This window comes from Actinosynnema sp. NPDC020468 (genome assembly GCF_040642015.1).
Lineage (GTDB): Bacteria > Actinomycetota > Actinomycetes > Mycobacteriales > Pseudonocardiaceae > Actinosynnema.
In genome coordinates, this window is the sequence record NZ_JBFAEO010000052.1 from 26,523 (window position 1) to 46,681 (window position 20,159).

15 protein-coding genes and 1 CRISPR repeat array are annotated in these 20,159 nt (G+C 72.5%); of the genes, 8 read left to right on the forward strand and 7 right to left on the reverse strand.

Going from position 1 to position 20,159, the window contains the following annotated elements; genetic code table 11:
• Positions 1-24: 24 nt before the first annotated feature.
• Together AB0G50_RS29525 and AB0G50_RS29530 are read left to right on the forward strand one after the other, a co-directional pair.
• A complete protein-coding gene (locus AB0G50_RS29525; RefSeq protein ID WP_360114878.1) occupies positions 25-312 on the forward strand; it encodes a hypothetical protein in 288 nt (95 codons plus the stop codon).
• Positions 309-1,160, forward strand: a complete 852-nt coding sequence (locus tag AB0G50_RS29530; protein ID WP_360114881.1) for a hypothetical protein — start codon at positions 309-311, stop codon at positions 1,158-1,160. Before AB0G50_RS29525 ends, AB0G50_RS29530 begins: the two co-directional genes overlap by 4 nt.
• Positions 1,161-1,194: 34 nt before the next feature.
• On the opposite strand, the gene AB0G50_RS29535 is transcribed toward AB0G50_RS29530, so the two are convergent.
• Complete coding sequence (locus tag AB0G50_RS29535; RefSeq protein ID WP_360114883.1) at positions 1,195-2,772, reverse strand: cation acetate symporter; 1,578 nt, start codon at positions 2,770-2,772, stop codon at positions 1,195-1,197.
• Complete coding sequence (locus AB0G50_RS29540; protein ID WP_360114886.1) at positions 2,769-3,095, reverse strand: DUF485 domain-containing protein; 327 nt, start codon at positions 3,093-3,095, stop codon at positions 2,769-2,771. The genes AB0G50_RS29535 and AB0G50_RS29540 overlap by 4 nt, the downstream gene beginning before the upstream one ends.
• Positions 3,096-3,613: 518 nt before the next feature.
• On the opposite strand from AB0G50_RS29540, the gene AB0G50_RS29545 reads away from it, so the two are divergent.
• The 4 genes from AB0G50_RS29545 (at position 3,614) to AB0G50_RS29560 (ending at position 7,755) form a co-directional block, all read left to right on the forward strand.
• Positions 3,614-6,184 carry a nitrate- and nitrite sensing domain-containing protein gene (locus tag AB0G50_RS29545; RefSeq protein WP_360114889.1) on the forward strand — a complete coding sequence of 857 codons (2,571 nt, stop codon included), beginning with the start codon at positions 3,614-3,616 and terminating at the stop codon, positions 6,182-6,184.
• A complete protein-coding gene (locus tag AB0G50_RS29550) occupies positions 6,181-6,624 on the forward strand; it encodes a roadblock/LC7 domain-containing protein (protein ID WP_360114892.1) in 444 nt (147 codons plus the stop codon). Before AB0G50_RS29545 ends, AB0G50_RS29550 begins: the two co-directional genes overlap by 4 nt.
• 8 nt (positions 6,625-6,632) lie before the next feature.
• Positions 6,633-7,175, forward strand: coding sequence for a DUF742 domain-containing protein (locus tag AB0G50_RS29555; RefSeq protein WP_360114895.1), 543 nt, complete (start codon positions 6,633-6,635; stop codon positions 7,173-7,175).
• Between the two features lie 112 nt (positions 7,176-7,287).
• Positions 7,288-7,755, forward strand: a complete 468-nt coding sequence (locus AB0G50_RS29560; protein WP_360114898.1) for an ArsR family transcriptional regulator — start codon at positions 7,288-7,290, stop codon at positions 7,753-7,755.
• Here AB0G50_RS29560 and AB0G50_RS29565 read toward each other — a convergent pair.
• The 3 genes from AB0G50_RS29565 to AB0G50_RS29575 all read right to left on the reverse strand — a co-directional run bounded on the left by AB0G50_RS29565 (position 7,689) and on the right by AB0G50_RS29575 (position 11,016).
• Entirely contained in the window at positions 7,689-8,645 is a 957-nt protein-coding gene (locus tag AB0G50_RS29565) for a COX15/CtaA family protein (protein ID WP_360114901.1), read from the reverse strand. The two genes, AB0G50_RS29560 and AB0G50_RS29565, sit on opposite strands and share 67 nt — an antisense overlap.
• A 197-nt stretch (positions 8,646-8,842) precedes the next feature.
• Positions 8,843-9,236: direct repeats of the CRISPR family, unit length 27 nt; unit sequence GGACCACCCCCGCGTGTGCGGGGAAGA.
• 98 nt (positions 9,237-9,334) lie between these two features.
• A complete protein-coding gene (locus tag AB0G50_RS29570) occupies positions 9,335-10,051 on the reverse strand; it encodes an ABC transporter permease (RefSeq protein WP_360114942.1) in 717 nt (238 codons plus the stop codon).
• Positions 10,052-10,104: 53 nt separating this feature from the next.
• Complete coding sequence (locus AB0G50_RS29575) at positions 10,105-11,016, reverse strand: ABC transporter ATP-binding protein (protein ID WP_360114904.1); 912 nt, start codon at positions 11,014-11,016, stop codon at positions 10,105-10,107.
• 164 nt (positions 11,017-11,180) lie between these two features.
• Between AB0G50_RS29575 and AB0G50_RS29580 the strand changes: the two genes are divergently transcribed.
• The gene (locus tag AB0G50_RS29580; protein ID WP_360114907.1) at positions 11,181-11,801 is read left to right on the forward strand and encodes a DUF998 domain-containing protein; all 621 of its coding nucleotides are present in this window, start codon (positions 11,181-11,183) and stop codon (positions 11,799-11,801) included.
• Positions 11,798-13,807, forward strand: coding sequence for a glycosyltransferase (locus tag AB0G50_RS29585; RefSeq protein ID WP_360114910.1), 2,010 nt, complete (start codon positions 11,798-11,800; stop codon positions 13,805-13,807). Before AB0G50_RS29580 ends, AB0G50_RS29585 begins: the two co-directional genes overlap by 4 nt.
• Before the next feature lie 460 nt (positions 13,808-14,267).
• Here the strand turns inward: AB0G50_RS29585 and AB0G50_RS29590 are convergent, their stop codons facing one another.
• Positions 14,268-18,281: a patatin-like protein gene (locus AB0G50_RS29590; RefSeq protein ID WP_360114945.1), complete on the reverse strand. Its 4,014-nt coding sequence runs from the start codon at positions 18,279-18,281 to the stop codon at positions 14,268-14,270.
• 94 nt (positions 18,282-18,375) lie between these two features.
• Positions 18,376-19,959 carry a polyprenol phosphomannose-dependent alpha 1,6 mannosyltransferase MptB gene (gene mptB / locus AB0G50_RS29595; protein ID WP_360114913.1) on the reverse strand — a complete coding sequence of 528 codons (1,584 nt, stop codon included), beginning with the start codon at positions 19,957-19,959 and terminating at the stop codon, positions 18,376-18,378.
• Positions 19,960-20,159: the final 200 nt, after the last annotated feature.

Genomic DNA, 20,159 nt, shown 5'->3' on the forward strand with positions numbered 1-20,159 from the left:
CCCGCAGGTTCTACGCTGGCGGGCGTGGCTGAGGACAAGAAGATCGCCCGAGCGGTGAGGACGGCGGCCGATTTCGTCGCCGCGCACGGCAAGCCGGCGCGCGCCGTGGTGGAGAACGTCGGCCGGGCGGGCGCGCGGGTCGTGCTGGTCGGCGACGACGGCGCGATGGGCGACGTGGTGCTGCCGACCGCGGAGGCCGCCCGGGCCGTGGTGGAGCGGGTCGCCGACCTGGAGCCCCACGAGTGGGACCGCGAGACCACCGCCGCGACGCGGATCGGCGCCGCGCACCGGCGGAAGATGGCCCGCCGGTGAAGGTCGTCCTCGCGACCTGCGAGGAGTTGCCCGACGGCAACGACGACGACGCGCTGCTGCTCGGTCCGCTGGCCGACGTGGGCGTGACCGCCGAGTGGGCGGTGTGGGGCGCCCAGCCGCCGGCCGACCTGGTCGTGCTGCGCGCCACCTGGGACTACCCGTCCCGGCTCCCCGCGTTCCTCGCCTGGTGCGACTCGGTGCCGAACCTGGCCAACCCGACCGTCGCGGTCCGCTGGAACACCGACAAGTCCTACCTGGTCGACCTGGCTCGCGCAGGCGTGCCCGTGGTGCCGACGACGGTGGTGGACCCCGGTTTCACCGACTGGCCGGACGGCGAGTTCGTGGTCAAGCCGACCGTCGGCGCGGGCTCGCGGGGCGCGCTGCGGGTCGCGGCGGGCGACTTCGCGGCCGCGGCGGAGCACCTGGCCGCGCTGGGCGTGCCGGCGCTCGTGCAGCCCTACCAGTCGGGCGTCGACACCCGCGGCGAGACCGCGGTCGTGTTCCTCGGCGGCCGGTACTCGCACGCGTTCACCAAGGACGCGCTGCTCACCCCCGACGCGGAGGTCGACGGCTCCGGGCTGTTCGTGGTGGAACGGCTGTCCGCCACCACGCCCGAGCCCGCGCAGCGCCGCGTCGCCGAGGACGCCCTGGACGCCGCCGGCGTGCTGCTGGGCCTGCCGCGCGCCGCGTTCCTCTACGCCAGGGTCGACCTGGTGCCCGGCGCCGACGGCCGTCCGCTGCTGCTGGAGCTGGAACTGGTCGAACCCTCGCTCGGCCTGCGGCACGCCGACACCGGCGCGCCGCTGCGGTTCGCCTCGGCCGTGCGGGCCGCGCTCGCCGCGCGCTGACGGGTGCGACCGGGACCGGTCGCACCCGCGAGGCTCAGCGCAGCCCCGAGCCGATGCCCGTCATGGCACGGACCTCCATCTCGGCCTGCTTCTCCGGGTCGGCCTGCTCCTTGCTGAACACCGTGCCGAGGTAGCCGCACAGGAAGGACAGCGGGATCGACACGATGCCCGGGTTGCCCAGCGGGAACCAGGCGAAGTCGACGTCCGGGAAGATCGACGACCGGGTGCCGGACATGGCGGGGGAGAAGACGATCAGCAGGATGCACGAGCCGAGGCCGCCGTAGATGGCCCACAGCGTCCCGTTGGTGTTGAAGCGCTTCCAGAACAGCGAGTACAGGATCGTGGACAGGTTCGCCGACGCGGCCAGCGCGAACGCCAGCGCCACCAGGAACGCCACGTTCTGCCCGTTGACCGCGATGCCGCCGCCGATCGCCAGCACCCCGACCGCGACCGCGGTCAGCCGGGCGACCTTCAGCTCCTCCTTCGGGTCCGCCTTGCCGCGCTTGATCACGTTCGCGTACACGTCGTGCGCGAACGACGCCGACGCGGTCAGCGTCAACCCCGCCACCACGGCCAGGATCGTCGCGAACGCCACCGCGCACACGATGCCCAGCAGCACCGCGCCGCCGACCCGGAACGCCAGCAGCGGCGCCGCCGAGTTCTCGCCGCCCGGCGCCTCGCTGATCGCCTTCGAGCCGACCAGCGCCAGCGAGCCGAAGCCGATCACCAGCGTGCACAGGTAGAACACCGCGATCATCCACGTCGCCCACACGACCGAGCGGCGCGCCTCGCGGGCGTTCGGCACCGTGTAGAAGCGCATCAGGACGTGCGGCAGGCAGGCGGTGCCGAGCACCAGGGCCAGCGCGAGCGACAGGAAGTCCAGGCTGTTGGTGGGGCTGCCGCCGTACCGCACGCCCGGCTGGAGCACCTCGGGGCCGAGGGTGGAGTTCTCGCTCGCGGTCTCCAGCAGCGACGACAGCGAGAAGCCGAACTTGCCCAGCAGGAACACGGTCAGCAGCGTCACGCACAGCACCAGCAGCACGGCCTTGATGATCTGCACCCAGGTCGTGCCCTTCATGCCGCCCAGCAGCACGTAGAGCACCATCACCACGCCGACCACCGCGATGACGATCGCCTGGCCGCCCTTGGTGTGCACGTCCAGCAGCAGGGCCATGAGCGCGCCCGCGCCCGCCATCTGCGCGATCATGTAGAACAGCGAGATCACCAGCGTCACGTTCGCCGCCGCCGCGCGCACCGGGCGCTGCTTCATCCGGAACGCCAGCACGTCGCCCAGGGTGAACCGGCCGGTGTTGCGCAGCCGCTCCGAGATGATCATCAGGCCGAGCAGCCACGACACGACCCAGCCGATCGAGTACAGGAACCCGTCGTAGCCGTTGACCGCGATGCTGCCGGAGATGCCCAGGAACGACGCCGCCGACAGGAAGTCACCTGAAAGTGCGACACCGTTCTGCGGCCCGGTGAAGCTGCTGCCCGCGGCGTAGTAGTCCGACGCCGTCGCGTTGCGCGACCCGGCCCGGTACACCACGTACAGGGTGATCAACACGAAGACCGCGAACACGCTCAGGTTGATCACGGTGTTGCCGCTGGTCACGTGCGGTCCTCCGAGGTGAGCGCCCGGACCGCGGCGACCTGGGGGTCGAGTCGTCGCCGTGCGTAACGGGCGTAGGACAGCGTCAGCGTGATCGTCGTCACGAACTGGAGCAGCCCGAAGATCAGTCCGATGTTGAGCACCCCGTACACCTCGGTGCTCATGAAGGTCGGCGCGTAGGCCGACAAGGCGACGTAGCCCAGGTACCAGGCCAGGAAACCGCACGTCACCGGCAAAACGAAGATCGTCCACCGCCGGCGGAGCTCCTGGAAATCCTCGCTGTCCCGGATGGCGACGAAGTCGGGATTGCCCGCCGCGTCCGTCAACAGGGGGACCCCTGGATCGTCGAAAGTCGCGAACCCGCGACCACCCGATCGGGCGGGCCGCGAATCCGTCGGAGGCAGGATCGCCTTCGTCATCAATCCTCCACGGGGGATTTGCCGGCCGGGCAGGCGGGAGCGCACGGCTATCGACGGGCGATCAGCCTAACCGCGTTCCGCCGCCAGTCAACGGGCGGTTCGCCCGTACCCCGGCCGGCCTGACCTGCCCGGCGCGCGGCGTCATCCGGCCGGGTGAGCGTCTTGCTTGGCGGGAGGAGGAACCGGGTGACGGCCGCTTGGGCCGAACGGATGAGGCGGGCGGACGAGGTCGTTGTCCCCGGCCGGTCCACCACCTACTATCTCGCAGCAGCGTCCGCCGCCCCCGTTATTCGCGGTGGCGGCGATTCCGTAGTCAATCGATTACTACTGCGACAACTTCCGGGACTTGTCTGGTGACTGGCGAGAACAGCGCGCGCTGGCAGTGGTGGAACGCTGTCGCGGACTGGCGGAATTGGCGTCTGCCGGTGAAGCTCGCCGCGGTGCTCGCGGTGCCCGTCCTGGTGGCGGTCGGCTCGGGCATGGTGCAGATCCGCAACTACGTCCGCAGCGCCGACGGGTACATCGCGATGCAGCGGTTGGTCACGCTCCGTGCCGGACTGGATCCGCTCGTGGCAGGAGTGCAGGCCGAGCGGGCGCTGTCCGCGCAGCGCGCCGAGGGCGGCAAGGCCGACGCCAAGAAGTTCAAGGAGCTGACGAGCGTCACCGACTCGGCCGTGGCCGGCGTGCGCAACCTGCTCGAACGCGCCGACACCCTGGGCGAGGTCTCCCGGGCCCGGTTCCGGGACGTCGGCGTCCAGCTCGACGGGTTGCCCCAGCTGCGGGACCGGGTGCTGGGCGGCGGCGTCGACCTCGCGGGCGGCGTCGGCGGCTACACGGTCGTGCTGCGCGCCCTGATGGACTTCGACCAGGCGATGGTCGGCGACTTCGGCGACCCGGCGCTGGCCGGCACCGCCACCGCGCTGCACCACCTGGCCATGACCGGCGAGCAGGTGTCCTGGCAGCACGCCACGATCCTGGCCGGCATCAGCCGGGGAGCCCTCAACGACACCGAGGTCACCGGCCTCGAGCAGTCGTGGACCCGGATGCAGGACAAGCTCGCCGACTTCTCCGCCGTCGCCACCGCGCAGCAGCAGGAGGACTACCGGGCCACCGTGTCCGGCCAGAACGTCGACGTGCGCAACCGGCTGCTCCAGGACGTCCGCAACGACCCGTCGTCGGTGACCGCCGTGCCGCGCGACGTGTGGAGCACCGGCTCCGAGGGCACCGCCAAGCAGATGGGCGTGGTGCTCAAGTCGTTGGAGGGTCAGCTCACCGACGCCGCGACGCGGCTCCAGGACGAGACCAGCGACCGGGCGGGCGTGGCCGCGGTGATCCTGCTGGCGTCGCTGTTCGTCGCGGGCGCGGTCGGCCTGGTCGTCGGCAACTACCTGCTCCGGTCGCTGCGCGCGCTGCGCACCTCGGCGCTGGACGTGGCCCGCCGCCGGCTGCCGGAACTGGTGGCGCAGCTCAAGGACGGCGACGCGACGCCGGACGTGACGATCGACCCGGTGCCCGTGCACACCCGCGAGGAGCTGGGCCAGCTGGCCCGGGCGTTCGACGCGGTGCACGCCCAGGCGATCAGCTCCGCGGCCGAGCAGGCCGACCTGCGGGCCGGCATGCGCAACGCGTTCATCAACCTGTCCCGCCGCAGCCAGGGCCTGGTGGAGCGGCAGCTCAAGCTCATGGAGGAGCTGGAGCGGCAGGAGGAGAACCCCGAGCAGCTGGCGAACCTGTTCAAGCTGGACAACCTCGCCACTCGGATGCGCCGCAACAACGAGAACCTGATGGTGCTCTCCGGCAGCGACGTGGCCCGCCGGTTCACCCGGCCGGTGCCGCTGGGCGACGTGCTGCGCGCCGCCGCGTCCGAGATCGAGCAGTACCAGCGGGTCGTGGTGCAGGCCGCGCCGCAGGTCGACGTCGTCGGCTACGCGGCGGGCGACCTCGTCCGGCTGGTCGCCGAGCTGCTGGACAACGCGACCTCCTTCTCCCCGCCGCGCAGCCAGGTCGTCGTCGGCGGCCGCGGCAGGCCCGGCGGCGGCGTGCTGATCGACGTGATCGACACCGGCGTCGGCATGTCCGAGGAGGAGATGGACGACGCCAACCACAAGATCGCCGTCGCCGCGGCCGACGAGTCCGGCGAACTGCCGGTGTCCCGCCAGCTCGGCCTCTACGTGGTCGGCCGGCTCGCCGGACGGCACGGCGTCGAGGTCAAGCTGCGCGAGCAGGGCGAGGGGTTGCGGGCCGTGGTGTCCGTGCCGGCCGAACTCGTCCGCGCCGTCGCGCCCTCCCGACTGCACCACACCGGTGGCCTGCCCAAGGTCACCGCGAGCACCCCGGAGCCGACCGGCGCCAACGGCGTCAACGGTTCCCACGGCACGAACGGCACGAACGGCACGAACGGCACCAACGGGACGCACGCCGCGTCCGCGTTCGCCAAGCCCGGCAGCGTCGCCGCCGCCGCGTTCGGCAAGCCCAACGGCGTCACCCCGGCGGCACGCGACGCGGCCTCCGCCCCGCACAGCCTGCCCGCCACCCGCACCGCCACACCGCCGCGTGGTGTGGCGCTGCCACCCGTTCCACCCCAGCCGCCGGCGCCGAGCCGGGCCGCCGCGCCCGTCGACGGCGTGGACGACGGCTGGGAGCCTTTCCGGGGCCACACGGTCGATCCCGGCACCAAGACGCCGTCCCCGCCACCACCCGTCGGGCCTCCCACCGGGAACTCGACGTGGTTCGGCGGCGGCGCCGTACCGTCCGAACCGGCCCGCCACCGCGCGGCCGACTCGGACGCCTCCTCCGACGGCCACACCGGCCTGCCGAAGCGGCGTCCCCGGACGAACCTGGTGTCCGAGCGTCCGGATGGCCCCGACGCGGGTGCACCCGTACGGAGGGATGCGCACGCGACACGCGGGTTTCTTGCCAACTACCAGACTGGTATCCGGCAAGGTGTACAGGAATCCGGTGAGAGCCGACCGGGTCAGGGGCGGGAGAGCACATGAGCGCGCAGAGGTCACGGCAGGTGGACCAGTTCGGTTGGCTGGTCGGCAATTTCGCCGAACGCGTGCCGGGTGTGGCCCACGCCGTGGTGATCTCCGTCGACGGTCTGCTGCTGACGGCGTCCGCGGGTCTGCCCGACGACCGGGCCGACCAGCTGGCGGCGATCGCGGCGGGCGTCGCGAGTTTGACGGAGTCGGCGTCGCGCTGCTTCGACGGCGGTGGCGTGCTGCGCTCCGTGGTCGAGATGCAGTACGGGATCATGCTGCTGATGTCGATCAGGGACGGCTCGTGCCTCGCCGTCCTCGCCGCCCCGGACGCCGACGTCGGCCAGGTCGCCTACGAGATGACCGTCGTGGTCGACCAGGTCGGCCAGCTGCTCACCCCCGAACTGCGCGCGCAACTCCACGGCGCGAAGAGGATGATGGCCCGCCCATCGGTGTAGAGGTGGTCATGAGCCCGGACCCGGAGTCCCCCTCCGAACAGACGTTCGCGGACCTGCTCAACGGCTTCAGCTTCGACTCGTCCAGACGCAGGCGCCCCGATCCCGCGGGATCGGCGCCGCTGCCCCGGGGCGCGGAGTCGCCTGCCTACCCCGAGGAGGAGTACGAGGAGTACGGCGGCCGGTACGACGATTTCGACTTCGGCCGCGAGGAGGCCGCGTCGATCGTGCGCGCCTACTCGTGGACCGGTGGGCGCACCACGTCGTCCTACCAGTTGGAGATCGAGACGCTGGTGTCCGCGGTCGAGTGGGACTACCCGCCGGGCGGTCCGATGAAGGCCGAGTACCAGGACGTGATCCACCTGGTCGGCAGGCCGCGGTCGGTCGCCGAGGTGGCGGCGTTACTGAGGCTGCCGCTGGGCGTGGCCAAGGTGCTGCTCGGCGACATGGCCGAACGCGGGCTGATCGACGTGCACCAGACGGGCGCGGGCGACGGCGCGCAGCCGGACCTCGGGTTGATGGAGCGGGTTCTGGCCGGGTTGCGCCGGCTCTGACCCGCTCCGCTCGTTCCGGGGAATTGTGCCCGTACCGGGGCCGACCCTTTGCGCGAAGATCACCACCCGACCTACTATGGCTTCAGTGTTGACCGAAGCTGGAGGGGGTCGCATGAGCGTCGGTCGGGAAACGCGGCTGTCCGCGTGGATCGAGAGGTTCGCCGCGCACTTCGCGGAGGAGGGCATCCCGCTGATCGGCGGGCGCATCCTCGGGTACCTGCTGGTCTGCCAGCCGTCCGAGCGGACCGCCGCCGAGCTGTCCCAGGAGCTGGAGGCGAGCAGCGGTTCCATCAGCACGAACCTGAAGTTCCTGGTCAACGCCGGGCTGGTGACCAAGCGGACCCGGCGCGGCCGGCAGGCGGCGCAGTTCCGGATCGACGAGAAGCGCTGGGCGGACCTCGTGCAGCGCAAGCTCGACGCGCTGGTCAGCGTGCGCGACCTGACCGAGTCGGGGATGCGGTTGATGAGCGGCGACCCGGAGCGCGCGGTGCGGTTGCGGGCCGTGGACGACCTCTACGCGTGGCTGGCAACCGAGCTGCCGGCGCTCTGGGACCGCAGGCCGTCCTCGACGTCGCGGTAGTCGGTTTCCCTCGTCCGGGTCGCGATCCACAGCGCGGCGGTGGCCACGACGACCGCGCCGGCGCCCAGGACGTGGATCGACACGAGCACCTCCGGCACGCCGGTCCAGTACTGGACCATGCCGAGCGCGCCCTGGGCGAGGACGACCGCGACCAGCGCCCAGAAGGGTTTGCGCGCGGTGCCGTTGAGGGCGAAGCCGAGTGCGGTCAGCATGCCGAGGAACAGGAACAGCAGGTCGGCGTGCAGCTGGGAGAGGGTTTCGACGGAGGCGTCGAACCTCGGGGTGGCGGCGTCGCCCGCGTGCGGACCGGCGGCGGTGACGAACGTGCCGGCGAGGAGCAGGAAGCCGAGCACGATCGCCTGGGCGACCTGGAGTTTGCGCAGTCCGGCGGGGACGAGCGGCACGGCCGGCGCGTCGCCCTCGCCGATGGCGGCGACGAGGAGGACGGCGAACCAGACGAGCAGCATCGAGATCAGGAAGTGCACGGAGACGGTCCACCAGAGCAGTCCGGTCAGCACCGTGATGCCGCCGACCACGGCCTGCACCGCGACGCCGCCGAGTTGGACGAGGGCCAGCACGAGGACGCGCCTGCGGCGGGGGCGGTGGAACCAGGCGGCGAGCACGCACAGCACCGCGATCACCCCGACCAGCCCGGTGAGCGTCCGATTCCCGAACTCGACCCACTGGTGCAGGGGCGCGACCGCGGGGTGCTCGACGGGCGTGAGGCTCCCGGCCACGCACTGCGGCCACGTGGGACACCCGAGCCCGGACCCGGTGACCCGGACGACGGACCCGGTGACCGCGATACCCCCCTGCGCCACCACGACGGCAACGGCGAACGCACGTTGGAAAGCGAGCAGGGGAGCGGTGAACCAGGCCGGCGCGGACACGACCCGATGGTAGGTACCACCACCTGAGCCCCGCCCGCCGGGGTGACGCCCACGGGGTCGTAGTGATGTCGACTCGTTCAATCGCCAGATCGTTCAACAATCCAACAAGACCACAATCCTACGACCGTCAGCCGAGAAGACGCCCCTGCCTACACGGGGAGGTCGTGCTGCGACCGCTCCACGGCGATCCGAAGCAAGCACCACCCCCGCGTATGCAGGGAAGACCCACGGCTTGCCAGCTCATCGGCAGCCCCTTACCGGATCACCCCCGCGTGTGCGGGGAAGACTCACGCTCCGTCCGCGCCGCCGGACGGCGCCGGGGACCACCCCCGCGTGTGCGGGGAAGACTTCAGGTTGCTGGTCACCGGCGTGGAGCGGTCGGGACCACCTCCGCGTGTGCGGGGAAGACGCCCGCCGCGACCGTCACCTGTGGACGGTGCTGGGACCACCCCCGCGTGTGTGGGGAAGAGAACCCGGCCGACTCGATCTTGATCAGGGCCTCGGGACCACCCCCGCGTGTGCGGGGAAGATGTGGGCTGGACGCCGGCGCGGGACGCCACGGTCGGACCACCCCCGCGTGTGCGGGGAAGATACTTCCTGAACTGCGGGTTTGTGCGTCGCCACCGCCGTTTTCGATCGGTTGTGTTCGGCGGGCCGATCCTAGGGCAACCCCTCGCCCCGACCCAGGCTCAGGACAGCCTGGTGGTTTTCGTGGCCAGCAGGGCCGCCGCCCCGCCCCACGCCACCAGCACCAGCACCGACCTCAGGCTCGGCGCCGTTCCGTCCACCAACGCCGCCTGCAAGCCCTCGGCCAGCGCCGCCGACGGGAGCAGGTGGACCACCGTCGCCAGCCACCCCGGCATCGAGTCCACGCCCAGGGCCACGCCGCCGATCAGCAGCAGCACGAACCACACGATGTTGGCCAGCGCCAGCACGATCTCGGCCCGCAGGGCACCACCCAGCAGCACCCCCAACGCGCCGAACGCCAGCGTGCCCACCACCACCAGCAGCACCATCCACGCCAACCCCGACGCCGCCGGGTGCCAGCCCAGGAGCAGGGCCGTCACCGACAGGATCACGAGCTGCAACGCCACGACCGCCAACCCGGCCAGCACCCGACCGCCGATCAGCAGCCACCGCGGCAACGCCGTCGCGGCCAGGCGTTTCAGGACTCCGTAGCGGCGGTCGAAGCCCAGGGCGATGGCCTGGCCGGTGAACGCCGAGGAGATCACCGCGAGCGCGAAGATCCGGGCGGCGGCCGAGCCGACGCGGGGTTCGGGGACCGGGATGATCGTCGTCACCGACAGCGCCACGAGCAGCGCCACCGGGATGATCACGGTCAGCAGCACCTGTTCGCCGTGCCGCAGGGTCAGCATGGTCTCGGTGCGGGTTTGCGCCCACAGCATCCGGCCGAGGCTGCCGCGCCCCGGTGCCGGCGTGAACGTGCCGGGGGTGAAGTTCACGACCGCAGCTCCCGCCCGGTGAGGTCCAGGAAGACGTCTTCCAGGCTCCGCTTGGCCACGGTCAACTCCTCGGCGAGCACACCCTGCTGGGCACACCACGATGTCACGGTCGACACGACCTGCGGATCGATCCGACCCTCGACCAGGTAACCGCCGCGGGTCGGCTCGCGCACGTCCAGGCCCTCGGGCAGGGCGGCGCGCAACAGCGTCAGCTCCAGCCCGGGCCGGGCCCGGAAGCGGAGTTGGCGGTCGTCCTCGGAGCCCGCGGTGAGCGACGCGGGTGTGCCGGCGGCGACGACGCGACCGGCGTCGACGATCACCACCTGGTCGGCGAGCGCCTCGGCCTCGTCCATCAGGTGGGTGGTGAGCAGCACGGACACGCCGTCGGAGCGCAGCGCGCCGACGAGGTCCCAGACGAGTCGGCGGGCCTGCGGGTCCAGGCCCGCGGTCGGCTCGTCCAGGAACACCAGTTCGGGCCGGCCGACCAGTGCGCACGCCAGCGACAGCCGTTGCTGCTGCCCGCCGGAGAGCCGCTTGTACGGGGTGCGCCCGACACCGGACAGGCCGAGCACGTCGAGCAGCCACCTCGGGTCGAGCGGGTGGGCGAAGCAGGTGGCGACCAGGCGCAGCATCTCGTCGGCGCGGATGCCGGGGTACCCGCCGCCGCCCTGGGGCATGACGCCGATCAGCGGGCGGAGGCGGTCGCCGTCGCGGCGCGGATCGAGGCCGAGGACGCGCGCGGTGCCGCCGTCGGGGGTGCGGAATCCTTCGCACACCTCGACTGTCGTGGTCTTCCCGGCGCCGTTGGGGCCGAGCAGGGCGAGCACCGTGCCGCGTTCCAGGGTCAGGTCGAGCCCGTCCACCGCGGTGTTCGCGCCGTACCGCTTGACCAGCCCCGACACTTCCACGGCAGGTTGCTGGGGATGCGGGCTCACGAGCGGGAAGCGTAGGGCGTGGCGTGCCCCACCCCGGTGGTGGGGTCAGCCCCACCACCGGCTTCGGGGTGGCTTCAGGGTCGTCTCGGGGGTGATCCGGATATCGTTCGGCTCCGTTTCGGGCCAGGATTTTCTCCGTGACGGAGATCCGGGGTAAAAGACGGGCGGCGGTCTTGCCGCTGGCTGTTGCGAGCCTTGTCCTGTCGCTGTTCCCGATTGTTTACCTGCACGTGGCGTCGGTCGGCGAGCTTAGCCCGATCAGCCACACGATCAGCGATTACATCTTCGTCGCGCACGGCAGCGGCCTGCTGGCCGTGACGGCGCTGTCGCTCGCGGCCGGGTCGGTGTGCCTGCTGCTGTGCCTGTTCTCCTGCGGTTTGCCCAGGCGGGGGCCGGTGGCGCTGCTGATCGCGCTGTGGTCGGCGGGCCTCGCGGTGGTCGCCGTGTTCCCGACGGACCCGACCGGGACGCCGACGTCGGTCTCCGGTCTGGTGCACCGGTACGCGGGCGCGGTGATGTTCACCAGCCTGCCTCTCGCCGGGTGGTTGATTTCCCGCCGGTTCATTCGCAGTACCGCGGTGCGCCGCTTTTCGTTCGCCGCCGGTGTCACTTCGCTGGCATTCATGCTGAGCCACGCGGCGGTGTTCGTGTCCAACGGCGCGGTGTACCTGGGGCTGTTCGAGCGGGTGCTGTTCGCACTGCTCTACGGGCTGCTGTTCGCGCTGGCCGTCGCGGCGGGTCGGCGGGTGACGGCGTGACGTGGATCGCGGTCTCGCTCGCGGCGCTGGGCGCCGGGTTCTTCGCCTTCGCGGCGCGGTTGCAGCACGACGCGGTGCACGCGACCGAGGGCGCGCTGCGGGTCGTGACCCTGCTGCGCCGGCCGCGGTGGCTGGTCGGGTTGCTGCTGCTGGTGATCGGGTCGGTCGTGCACGCGGCGGCACTGGGGATGGCGCCGTTGAGCGTCGTGCAGCCGGTCGGCGTGCTGGCGATCGGGATCACCGCGCTGCTCGGCGGTCGACGGCGCGAGCTGCCCGCGGTGCTGGTGACGACGCTCGGCGTCGGCCTGTTCGTGCTGCTCGCGGCGGGCAGCGCGACGCCGACGCCGATCGCGCCCGACGCCGAGTTGACCGCCGGACTGCTCGTGCTGGGCCTGGTGTCGGTGCCGGGTCTGCTGGGCGTCGTGTCGTCGCGTCCCGCGGTGCGGGCACTGGGGTTCGGCGCGGCCGGCGGTGTCGCCTACGGGTACGTGTCGGTGCTGATGCGCGCCGTGTCGCAGGACGTCCAGGGCGGTCGGGTCGACTGGACGACCGGGGTGTCCGCGGCGGGCATCGTCGTTTCGCTGCTCGTCGGCGGTTGGTTCATCCAGCACGCCTACGCCGGTGGTCCGCCGCACCTGGCGGTCGCCTGCCTCACCGTGGTGGACCCGCTCGTCGCCGTGGGGATCGGCGCGGGTCTGCTCGGCGAGGCCAACCACACGAGTCTTCCCACCGCGCTGGCCGAAGTGGCCTGCGCCGCCATCGCCGTCGGGGGAGTCGTCGCGCTGTCGCGCACCCCCGTCGCCGCCACCAGATCGGAGAACGTTGTGAGCAACGGACGTGCGCTGCGGATCGTGATCGCCGCCGAGACCTTCCCGCCGGATGTGAACGGCGCCGCCCGGTTCGCGCACCGGTTGGCGACGGGGTTGGCGGGCCGCGACCACGACGTGCACGTGATCTGCCTGGACCCGGAGGGTTCGGCGCGCACCGAGTCGGTGGACGGGATCACGGTGCACCGGCTGCGGTCGCACCGGACGCCGTTCCACCGCACGTTCCGGATCGGGTTGCCGTGGCAGGTCAGCGGTGACGTGCGGGAGTTGTTGACCTCGCTCCGGCCGGACCTGGTGCACGTCCAGGCGCACTTCGTGGTGGGGCGGTACGTGCTGCGGCACGCGACCGAGCTGGGGCTCGCGACCGTGGCGACGAACCACTTCATGCCGGAGAACCTGTTCGGGCACACCCGGTGCCCGGCGTGGTTGCAGGGCGCGGCGTCGCGGTGGGCGTGGCGCGATCTCGGCCGGGTGTTCGGCGCGGCCGACGTGGTCACCGCCCCGACGCCGCGCGCGGTGCAGTTGTTGCACGACAACGGTTTCCCGGAGCGGGCGGTGGCGGTGTCGTGCGGGATCGACATCGAGCGGTACCGGGGGCGGGCGGTCGAGCGGTCCGAGTCGCCGACGGTGTTGTTCGTCGGGCGGCTGGACGAGGAGAAGCGGGTGGACGAGTTGCTGCGCGCGGTGGCCCTGGTGCCGCGGCTGCGGGCGGACGTCGTCGGCGACGGGTCGTGCCGGGGCGAGTGGGAGGCGTTGGCGGCGGAGCTCGGCATCGCGGACCGGGTGCGGTTCCGCGGGTTCGTGTCGGAGGAGGAACTGTTGGACGCCTACGCCGGGTGCGACCTGTTCTGCATGCCGGGTGTGGCGGAGTTGCAGAGCCTGGCCACGATGGAGGCGATGGCCGCGGGCAAGCCGGTGGTGGCGGCGGACGCGATGGCCCTGCCCCACCTGTGCAAGCCGGGCCGCAACGGCTGGCTGTTCACGCCGGGCGACGTCGCGGGCTTGGCGGAGCGCCTGCACGCGGTGACCGCCGACCCCCACGTGACGGCCCGCATGGGCGCCGCGAGCACCGAACTCATCGCCGCGCACGCCATCGACGACACCCTGGAGAAGTTCGAGGCACTCTACGCCCAGGCCTTGGGCCTCCCCTCCCTGAAGCCCACCGCCCTGGCCGCCTGACCCACCCGACCCCCACCTGAACCACCCGCCGACCGCAGCGCACCCCAAGATCCACATCCCGACCCACACCCGCTGCGGCCCAACGACCCGCCGACCCGACCCGCCGACCCGACCCGCCGACCCGACCCGCCGACCCGGCCCACCGACCCGGCCCACCGACCCGACCCGTCGGTCTACCGACCTGCCGGTCCGCCGGTCATTAGGCGAGGCACCAGGCACCGAGCTTTGGCCCGTCGACCCATCCGGGCGACGGGCCAAAGCTCGTTCAATCGTTCAACAATCCGACGATTCTACGACCTGTCTTCGAATCTCCTGCACCCAAGGGTGAATGCCGGTCGCGAAGTTGTTGAATTGCAGGATGAAGGGATTGTTGAACAATCCTACCAAGGGCTCTGGCGAGCGGAGGTGATGGCGCGGGCGCTGCGGGCGAGGCGGCGGGCGACTCGGAGGCCGGAGGGGCTCAGCGCGGGTTTCCGGCGTGGACGCGGATCAGGAACTTGAAGAGCATGCCGTTGCCCTCCAGGTGTTTGAGCAGTGTCTGTTCGAGTGACCGCGAATCGTCGGTCTGTTCGCTAGGGACGGGACGCTCGGCCTGGCCTTCCTGGGCTGTGTGATCGGCCTGATGCGCCTTCCGTGCCTGGTCTTCCAAGCCGCTCGAGTCGGGAGTTCCCATGCCCGAGGAATCCGAGCGAAGATCGCCGGGGTTTGCGCCGCCTGGGTCGCGGTCGCCGGAGTTCGCGCCCTCCGTGTCGCCCGTGCCAAGGCCGCTCGAGTCCGAGCCGCTCGAGTCCGAGCCGCCGGAGTTCGCGCCGCTTGAGTTCGCGCCGCCCGAACCAAGGTCGCCGGAGTTCGCGTCGTCCGCGCCAAGGCCGTCCGAGGCCGAGCCATCCGTGGCCGAAGCGCCCGACCTGCCCGAGTCTTGGCCGCCCGAGCCGCCCGAGCCGCCCGAGCCGCCCGAGCCGAATCCGGCCGTGTGGGGAGTGGCCGGGTCGGGCCGGTACGCCGGCACGCCCTGTTCCACCAGGGAACGCTCGATCGCCCGGCGGGCCCGCACCGGCACCCACCACGTCGTCACCAGCAGCAGCACCAACCCGAACGACAGCGTCGTCACCAGCACCGCCTCCCACCCCGGGAACCGCCACCCCGCGACCTGCACCAGCGCCGCGACCGCGAGCAGCACCGCCCCGTACACCGCCGCCCACCCCGCGGTCGCCGCCGCCGGGGGTTCGGCGTCCTCGGTGCGCCACTGCCCGTCCACCCGCCGCCACCGCCGGAGCGAACTCCCCAGCAGGTACGACACCACGCCACCGAAGGCGACCGCCGCCACCGTCCCCACCACGACCACCGACGGCGCGACGTCGTACAGCCGGTACCGCACCACCGCCCACACCCCGGCGCACACCGCACCGGCCACCACCACCCGGGCCAGCAACCGCGGCCGGACGCGGATTCGGCGCAGGACCGACAGCGGGGTGCCGACCGGCGCGGGCAGGCTGCCGATCACCAGCAGGGCCACCACGACCAGCAGCACGCCACCCACCGCGACCACACCGGTGACCGCCTGGCCGGACGTCTCGCCGGCCCGCAGCGCGCCCCGCGTCCGGTCGACCGCGACCACCCCGAGCGGGATCACCGGTGACAGCAACACCAAGCCGTGCAACAGGGTTCCCGACCGCAGCGCCGCGTACCCGAACGCCGCCGCGACCACGCCGCCACCCAGCGCCGCCGCCGGACCGACCGCCCACGCGGGCAGCAGGTCGAACAGCGCCAGCACCAGCAGCACCCCGCCCAGCGCGAACCCCAGCAGCGCCAGGAACTGCGCCAGCCGCCCACCCCGGGTCAACCCGGTGATCGTCCAGTACGGCAGCAACGCCGCGCCGCGCAACGCCCGGGTGAGCGGTTTCGCCGGTCCCAGCCCGGAATTCCCGCTGTCCGCCACGGTGATCGCCACCGCCGCGGCCGTCGCCGCCGTGCGGATCACCTGGTCGCTGCTCGACTCCTGGGTCAGCGGCTCGCGCCCGATCCCCGCCCGGTCGAACGCCTCCAGCGCCTCCAACCCGACCGCGACCCGCTCCTCCCGCGTCCGCACCGGGAACCGCGCCAGCAGCCGGTCGTGCTCCTCCAGGAACAGCTCACCGCGCGACCGCCGGTCCGCGCCGTCGTTGCGGTCGGCCAGGATCGCCGCGCGCAACGACGGCATCTCCTCGCAGACGATCCGCACGTGCAACCCCCACGCGGCCAACTCGGCCAGCGCCGCGCACGTCGGCGGGTGGTCGTCGTCCGGACGCGCGTACACGTCGGCGAGTTCCGCCACCGCGCGGTCCACAGTGGACCGCAACCGCGCCGGCGCCTCGCCGAAGAGCGCAGACACCAACGACTCCACCCGAATCCGGGCCCGCTCGACGGGATCCGGTGACGACGCCGAGCCCGACAGCCGGTCGATGCGCAGCAACCGCTGCGGGTCGAACAGCACCTTGCACAGCATGGTCGCCCCGTCGAGCCGACCCCAGATCCAGTCGTTGACCCGCCAGGACCGCTTGAGGAAACCGGAGAACCGGGCCAGCGACGCGCCACCGGCCTTGTCCTCCGGCGTCAGGCTGTAGTCCGCGAACGCGTTGTGCGTGCGCAGGCTGATCTGCACCAGCTCGACCGCTTGGTCCACCCCGCCGCGGGTGTCGTCGGCCAGGCACGTCGTCGCGATCTCCAGCGCCAGCAACCGGGACAGCCGCCGCCCGGCCGGGTCCAACCCCGCCGACTCCTCCTCGGGCGTGGCCGCCGCGTCGAGCAGCGCCCGCCAGTTCTCCAGGCCGCCCATGCGCAACCGGGTGTCGTCCAGCAGCACGAGGATGTCGTGCGCCACGTCCAGCAACCCGCCGATCCGGTCCACCGCGGCCCGCACCCGCGCGCCCACCTCCCCGGTGCCCATCCCGGCGGCGTACGCCCCGACCCGCTCCAGCCAGTAGGCCCGGCCCAGGTCGCCGCGGTCGTCGGCCCACCGCCGGTCCAGGTCCTCGCGCGCCTCCCGCAGCTCCTCGCGCACCGCGTACAGGTCGGCCCGCGCCCGGGCGATCCGCGGACACGCCCGGGCGAACGGCTCCTCCGCGGTGTCCGGCACCACCCACACCCGCCGCTTGAGCAGGTCCGCCGCCGCCGACGCGACCCGCTCGGCCATCTGGAGCCCCCACGGCCACCCGACCTCGGGCAGCGCGTGCGGCAACGCCCGCCGCGGCACGTAGGGCAGCGACCCGTGCTCGGCCCGGTACGCCCGCTGCGCCGCCTCGGCCGAGCTGCGGACCCGCTCGAACGTCGAGCCCGCCGGGTTCGCGCCCGGCACCTCGAACCGCCGCGCGGTCAGGTCCCGCGCGGCCATCCGGATCCGCACGTCCTCGTAGTGGTCGTGCAACGCCGCCGCCAGGTCGTACAGCTTCCCGGTCACCGAGCCGCCCGCGGCCAACCGGTCCAGCAGCGCGCCGCGCCCACCGCGCCGGGACGCGGCCAACCGGTTGTGCTCCTCGATCCGCTCCACGTAGGTGCGCCCGCTCTGACTGGTCAACGCGCCCAGCAGCTGCCCGCCGGTGCCGATCGTGCTGGGCAGGTCGCCGCACGCGGAGGACTCGGCGGCCTGCGGCGCGTGCGGGAACACCAGCAGCATCACCCGGCGCACCGGACCCTCGGCCGGCATCCGGTCGATCGCGTCCAGCGCCTCCTTCGTCGGCGTGTTCACCAGCACGCCGCCGTCGACCGCGTACCGAGACCGGTCCGCCGTCCCGTCCGACCACGACGCCACGTCCGCCATGTCCGGCCGGTCCGGCGCCGTGGCGCCCACCGGCACGTAGGACGGCTCGAACGCGAACGGGAACGACGCCGATGAGCGGGCCGCCAGCGCCATCCGGTCCACCAGGCCGGTGATCCCGTCGGGCGCGAAGTCGTCGCGGCCGGTCGGGTCGCGGCGGAACGAGAAGCTGCCCTGGTGGCTCGACTGCACGAGCGCCTGGCCCAGGTCGTCGTAGGTGGTCGTCGGCACGCCGGACAGCAGCGTCGTGGTGATCCGCAGGTCCACCGGCCGCTCGGCCGGCGGCGTCGGCGCGAAGTCCGTCGTCAGCCTGCTCAACGCCTCCCGCAGCCGCGGCAGGAAGAACTCGTCGCCGCGCAGCAACGACACCGGCGCGCCGCGGAACGGCGTCCGCAGCAGCTGCTCCATCCGACCCTGCTCGGCCCACAGGTCCCGCAACCGCTCCAGCTTCGCGTTCGCGTTGACCTGGGACAGCGCGAGCGCCGCGCCGTTGATGCCACCCGCCGAGGTGCCGGTGATGACGTCCGCGCGCGCCGTGGCGCCCACCACGTCGAGCAGCTCGGCGTACCCGTCGACGGCCCTGGTCAGCCGGTCGAGCTCCAGGACGACGCCGCCCATCCACACGGCGAGGCTGACCCCGCCGTTGAGGACGACGGCGAACCGGATCTGCTCCTGCGGCATCTCGGCCACGACGTGCTCCCTCCACCCGGGGCGGGATCCTCTCAAGCGCCGGACGCCCGTCCGCCGGACTTGGAGGTGTTACCGCCCGTTCGGGCTAGGCGGAGCCGGGCAGCGGGTCCTTCCGGATCAGCGGGAACACCTGCTTGCGGGCCACGAACAGGCACAGCCCGAACGCCACCAGCGCGCCCGCCACCGCCTGCGGCACGATGTAGGCGCGGCCGTCGAACGCGCTGCCGGTCGGCGGCAGGATCACCGCGATCACCGCGCTGGCCGTGGTCGCGAACACCCGGAACCGGCGCGCGAGCATCGCCGTGGCCAGCGGCAGCGCGGCCCACAGCACGTACCAGGGCTGGAGCACCGGACCCAGCACGAGCACCGCGCCCAGGCCCGCGCCCAGGCCGTTGACCGCCTTGATCCGACCGCGGAACGCCTTCCACATCAGCGTCGCCACGAGCACCACCGACACCGCCTGGGTGAGCAGGCGCATCAACGTGATCATCGCGTCGGTGTGGTTGCCCAGCCCCAGCGTCAACCCCAGGCCGCCGCCGAGGAAGCCCAGCGCGGTCGGCGGCGACATCCAGCTCTTGACCGTGCCCGCCACGTTCAGCGTCTGGATCCAGCCGAACCCGAGCCCGGTGCCCAGGCACGTGGCCACCATGACCACCCCGGACACCACCAGCAGCAGCCCGGCGGCCTTGAGCAGGTCGGTGAACGTGCCGCCCCACCGCCGCGCGAGCATCACGCCGAGGAAGCCGAGCGCCAGCGCCGCCGGGATCTTCACCGCCGCGCCGAACGTGATCATGGTCGCGCCCAGCACGATCCACAGCAGTTCCTCGCGCGTGGTCGGCGCGCCCGGTGTGGTCGGCATCTTCCGCAGCGCCAACTCCAGGCCCACCAGCATCAGGCCGATCGCCAGGCCCTCGTTGTGCACGCCGACGACCAGGTGGAACAGCACCAGCGGGTTCGCCGCGCCCAGCCACAGCGCGCTCACCGGCGGCACCCCGAACCGGCGGGCCAGCCGGGGCAGCGCCCACACGATCATGGCCAGGCCGACCAGCACCAGCAGCCGGTGCAGGAACACGCCCGGCAGCACGGAGTTCCCGGTGACCATCGAGATCAGCCGGCCGGCGGCGAGGAACAGCGGCCCGTACGGCGCCGGCGTCTCGCGCCAGATGTTCGGCACGTTGGTGGTCAGGGGGTGGTCGACGCCGAGCGCGGTGGCGGGCCCGAGTTCGTAGGGGTCCTGCCCGTTGGCGGCGATCTGGGACTGGGCGAGGTAGCTGTAGACGTCCCGGCTGAACATGGGCAGCACGAACACCAGCGGCGTGATCCACATCAGCAGCGTCCGGTCGAGCTGGCTGCGCGACACCAACCGCGGCCGCCCGGGCCGCGCGAACCGCCCGAGCCACAACCACGCGGACACGATCAGGAACATCCCGGTGAACGCGATCCCCATGGCCGCGCTGGGCATCCGGGTGAACAACCCGAGCACCGGCGTACCCGGCAACGGGCTGAACACCGGCGCGGCGCCTGATCCGAGCGACCCGACGGCCAACAGCAACGCCCCGACGGTCCCCCACCGCCGGATGATGTCCAACTGCCGCCGCTCGACCGCGTCGAGAGCGGCGGCCTCGTCCAACTCGCGCCGCTCCACCATCACCACTCCACCCGCCGCCACGCCGGAAGGGTAGCGACCACCCACCCCGCCGACCCCCGAGAACCCGCCCACCGCGCCACCGGCGTCCACGAACCGCCCAAACCCGGCACCTCGAGCCACGCCCTCGCGCGGCCCGCCGGCCGGACCTGCCGACGGAGACCGCTACCCGCCATGCTGCCGCGTCCTCCACCGGCCTCGCTCCCGGCCGGTGCCCGCCGTCG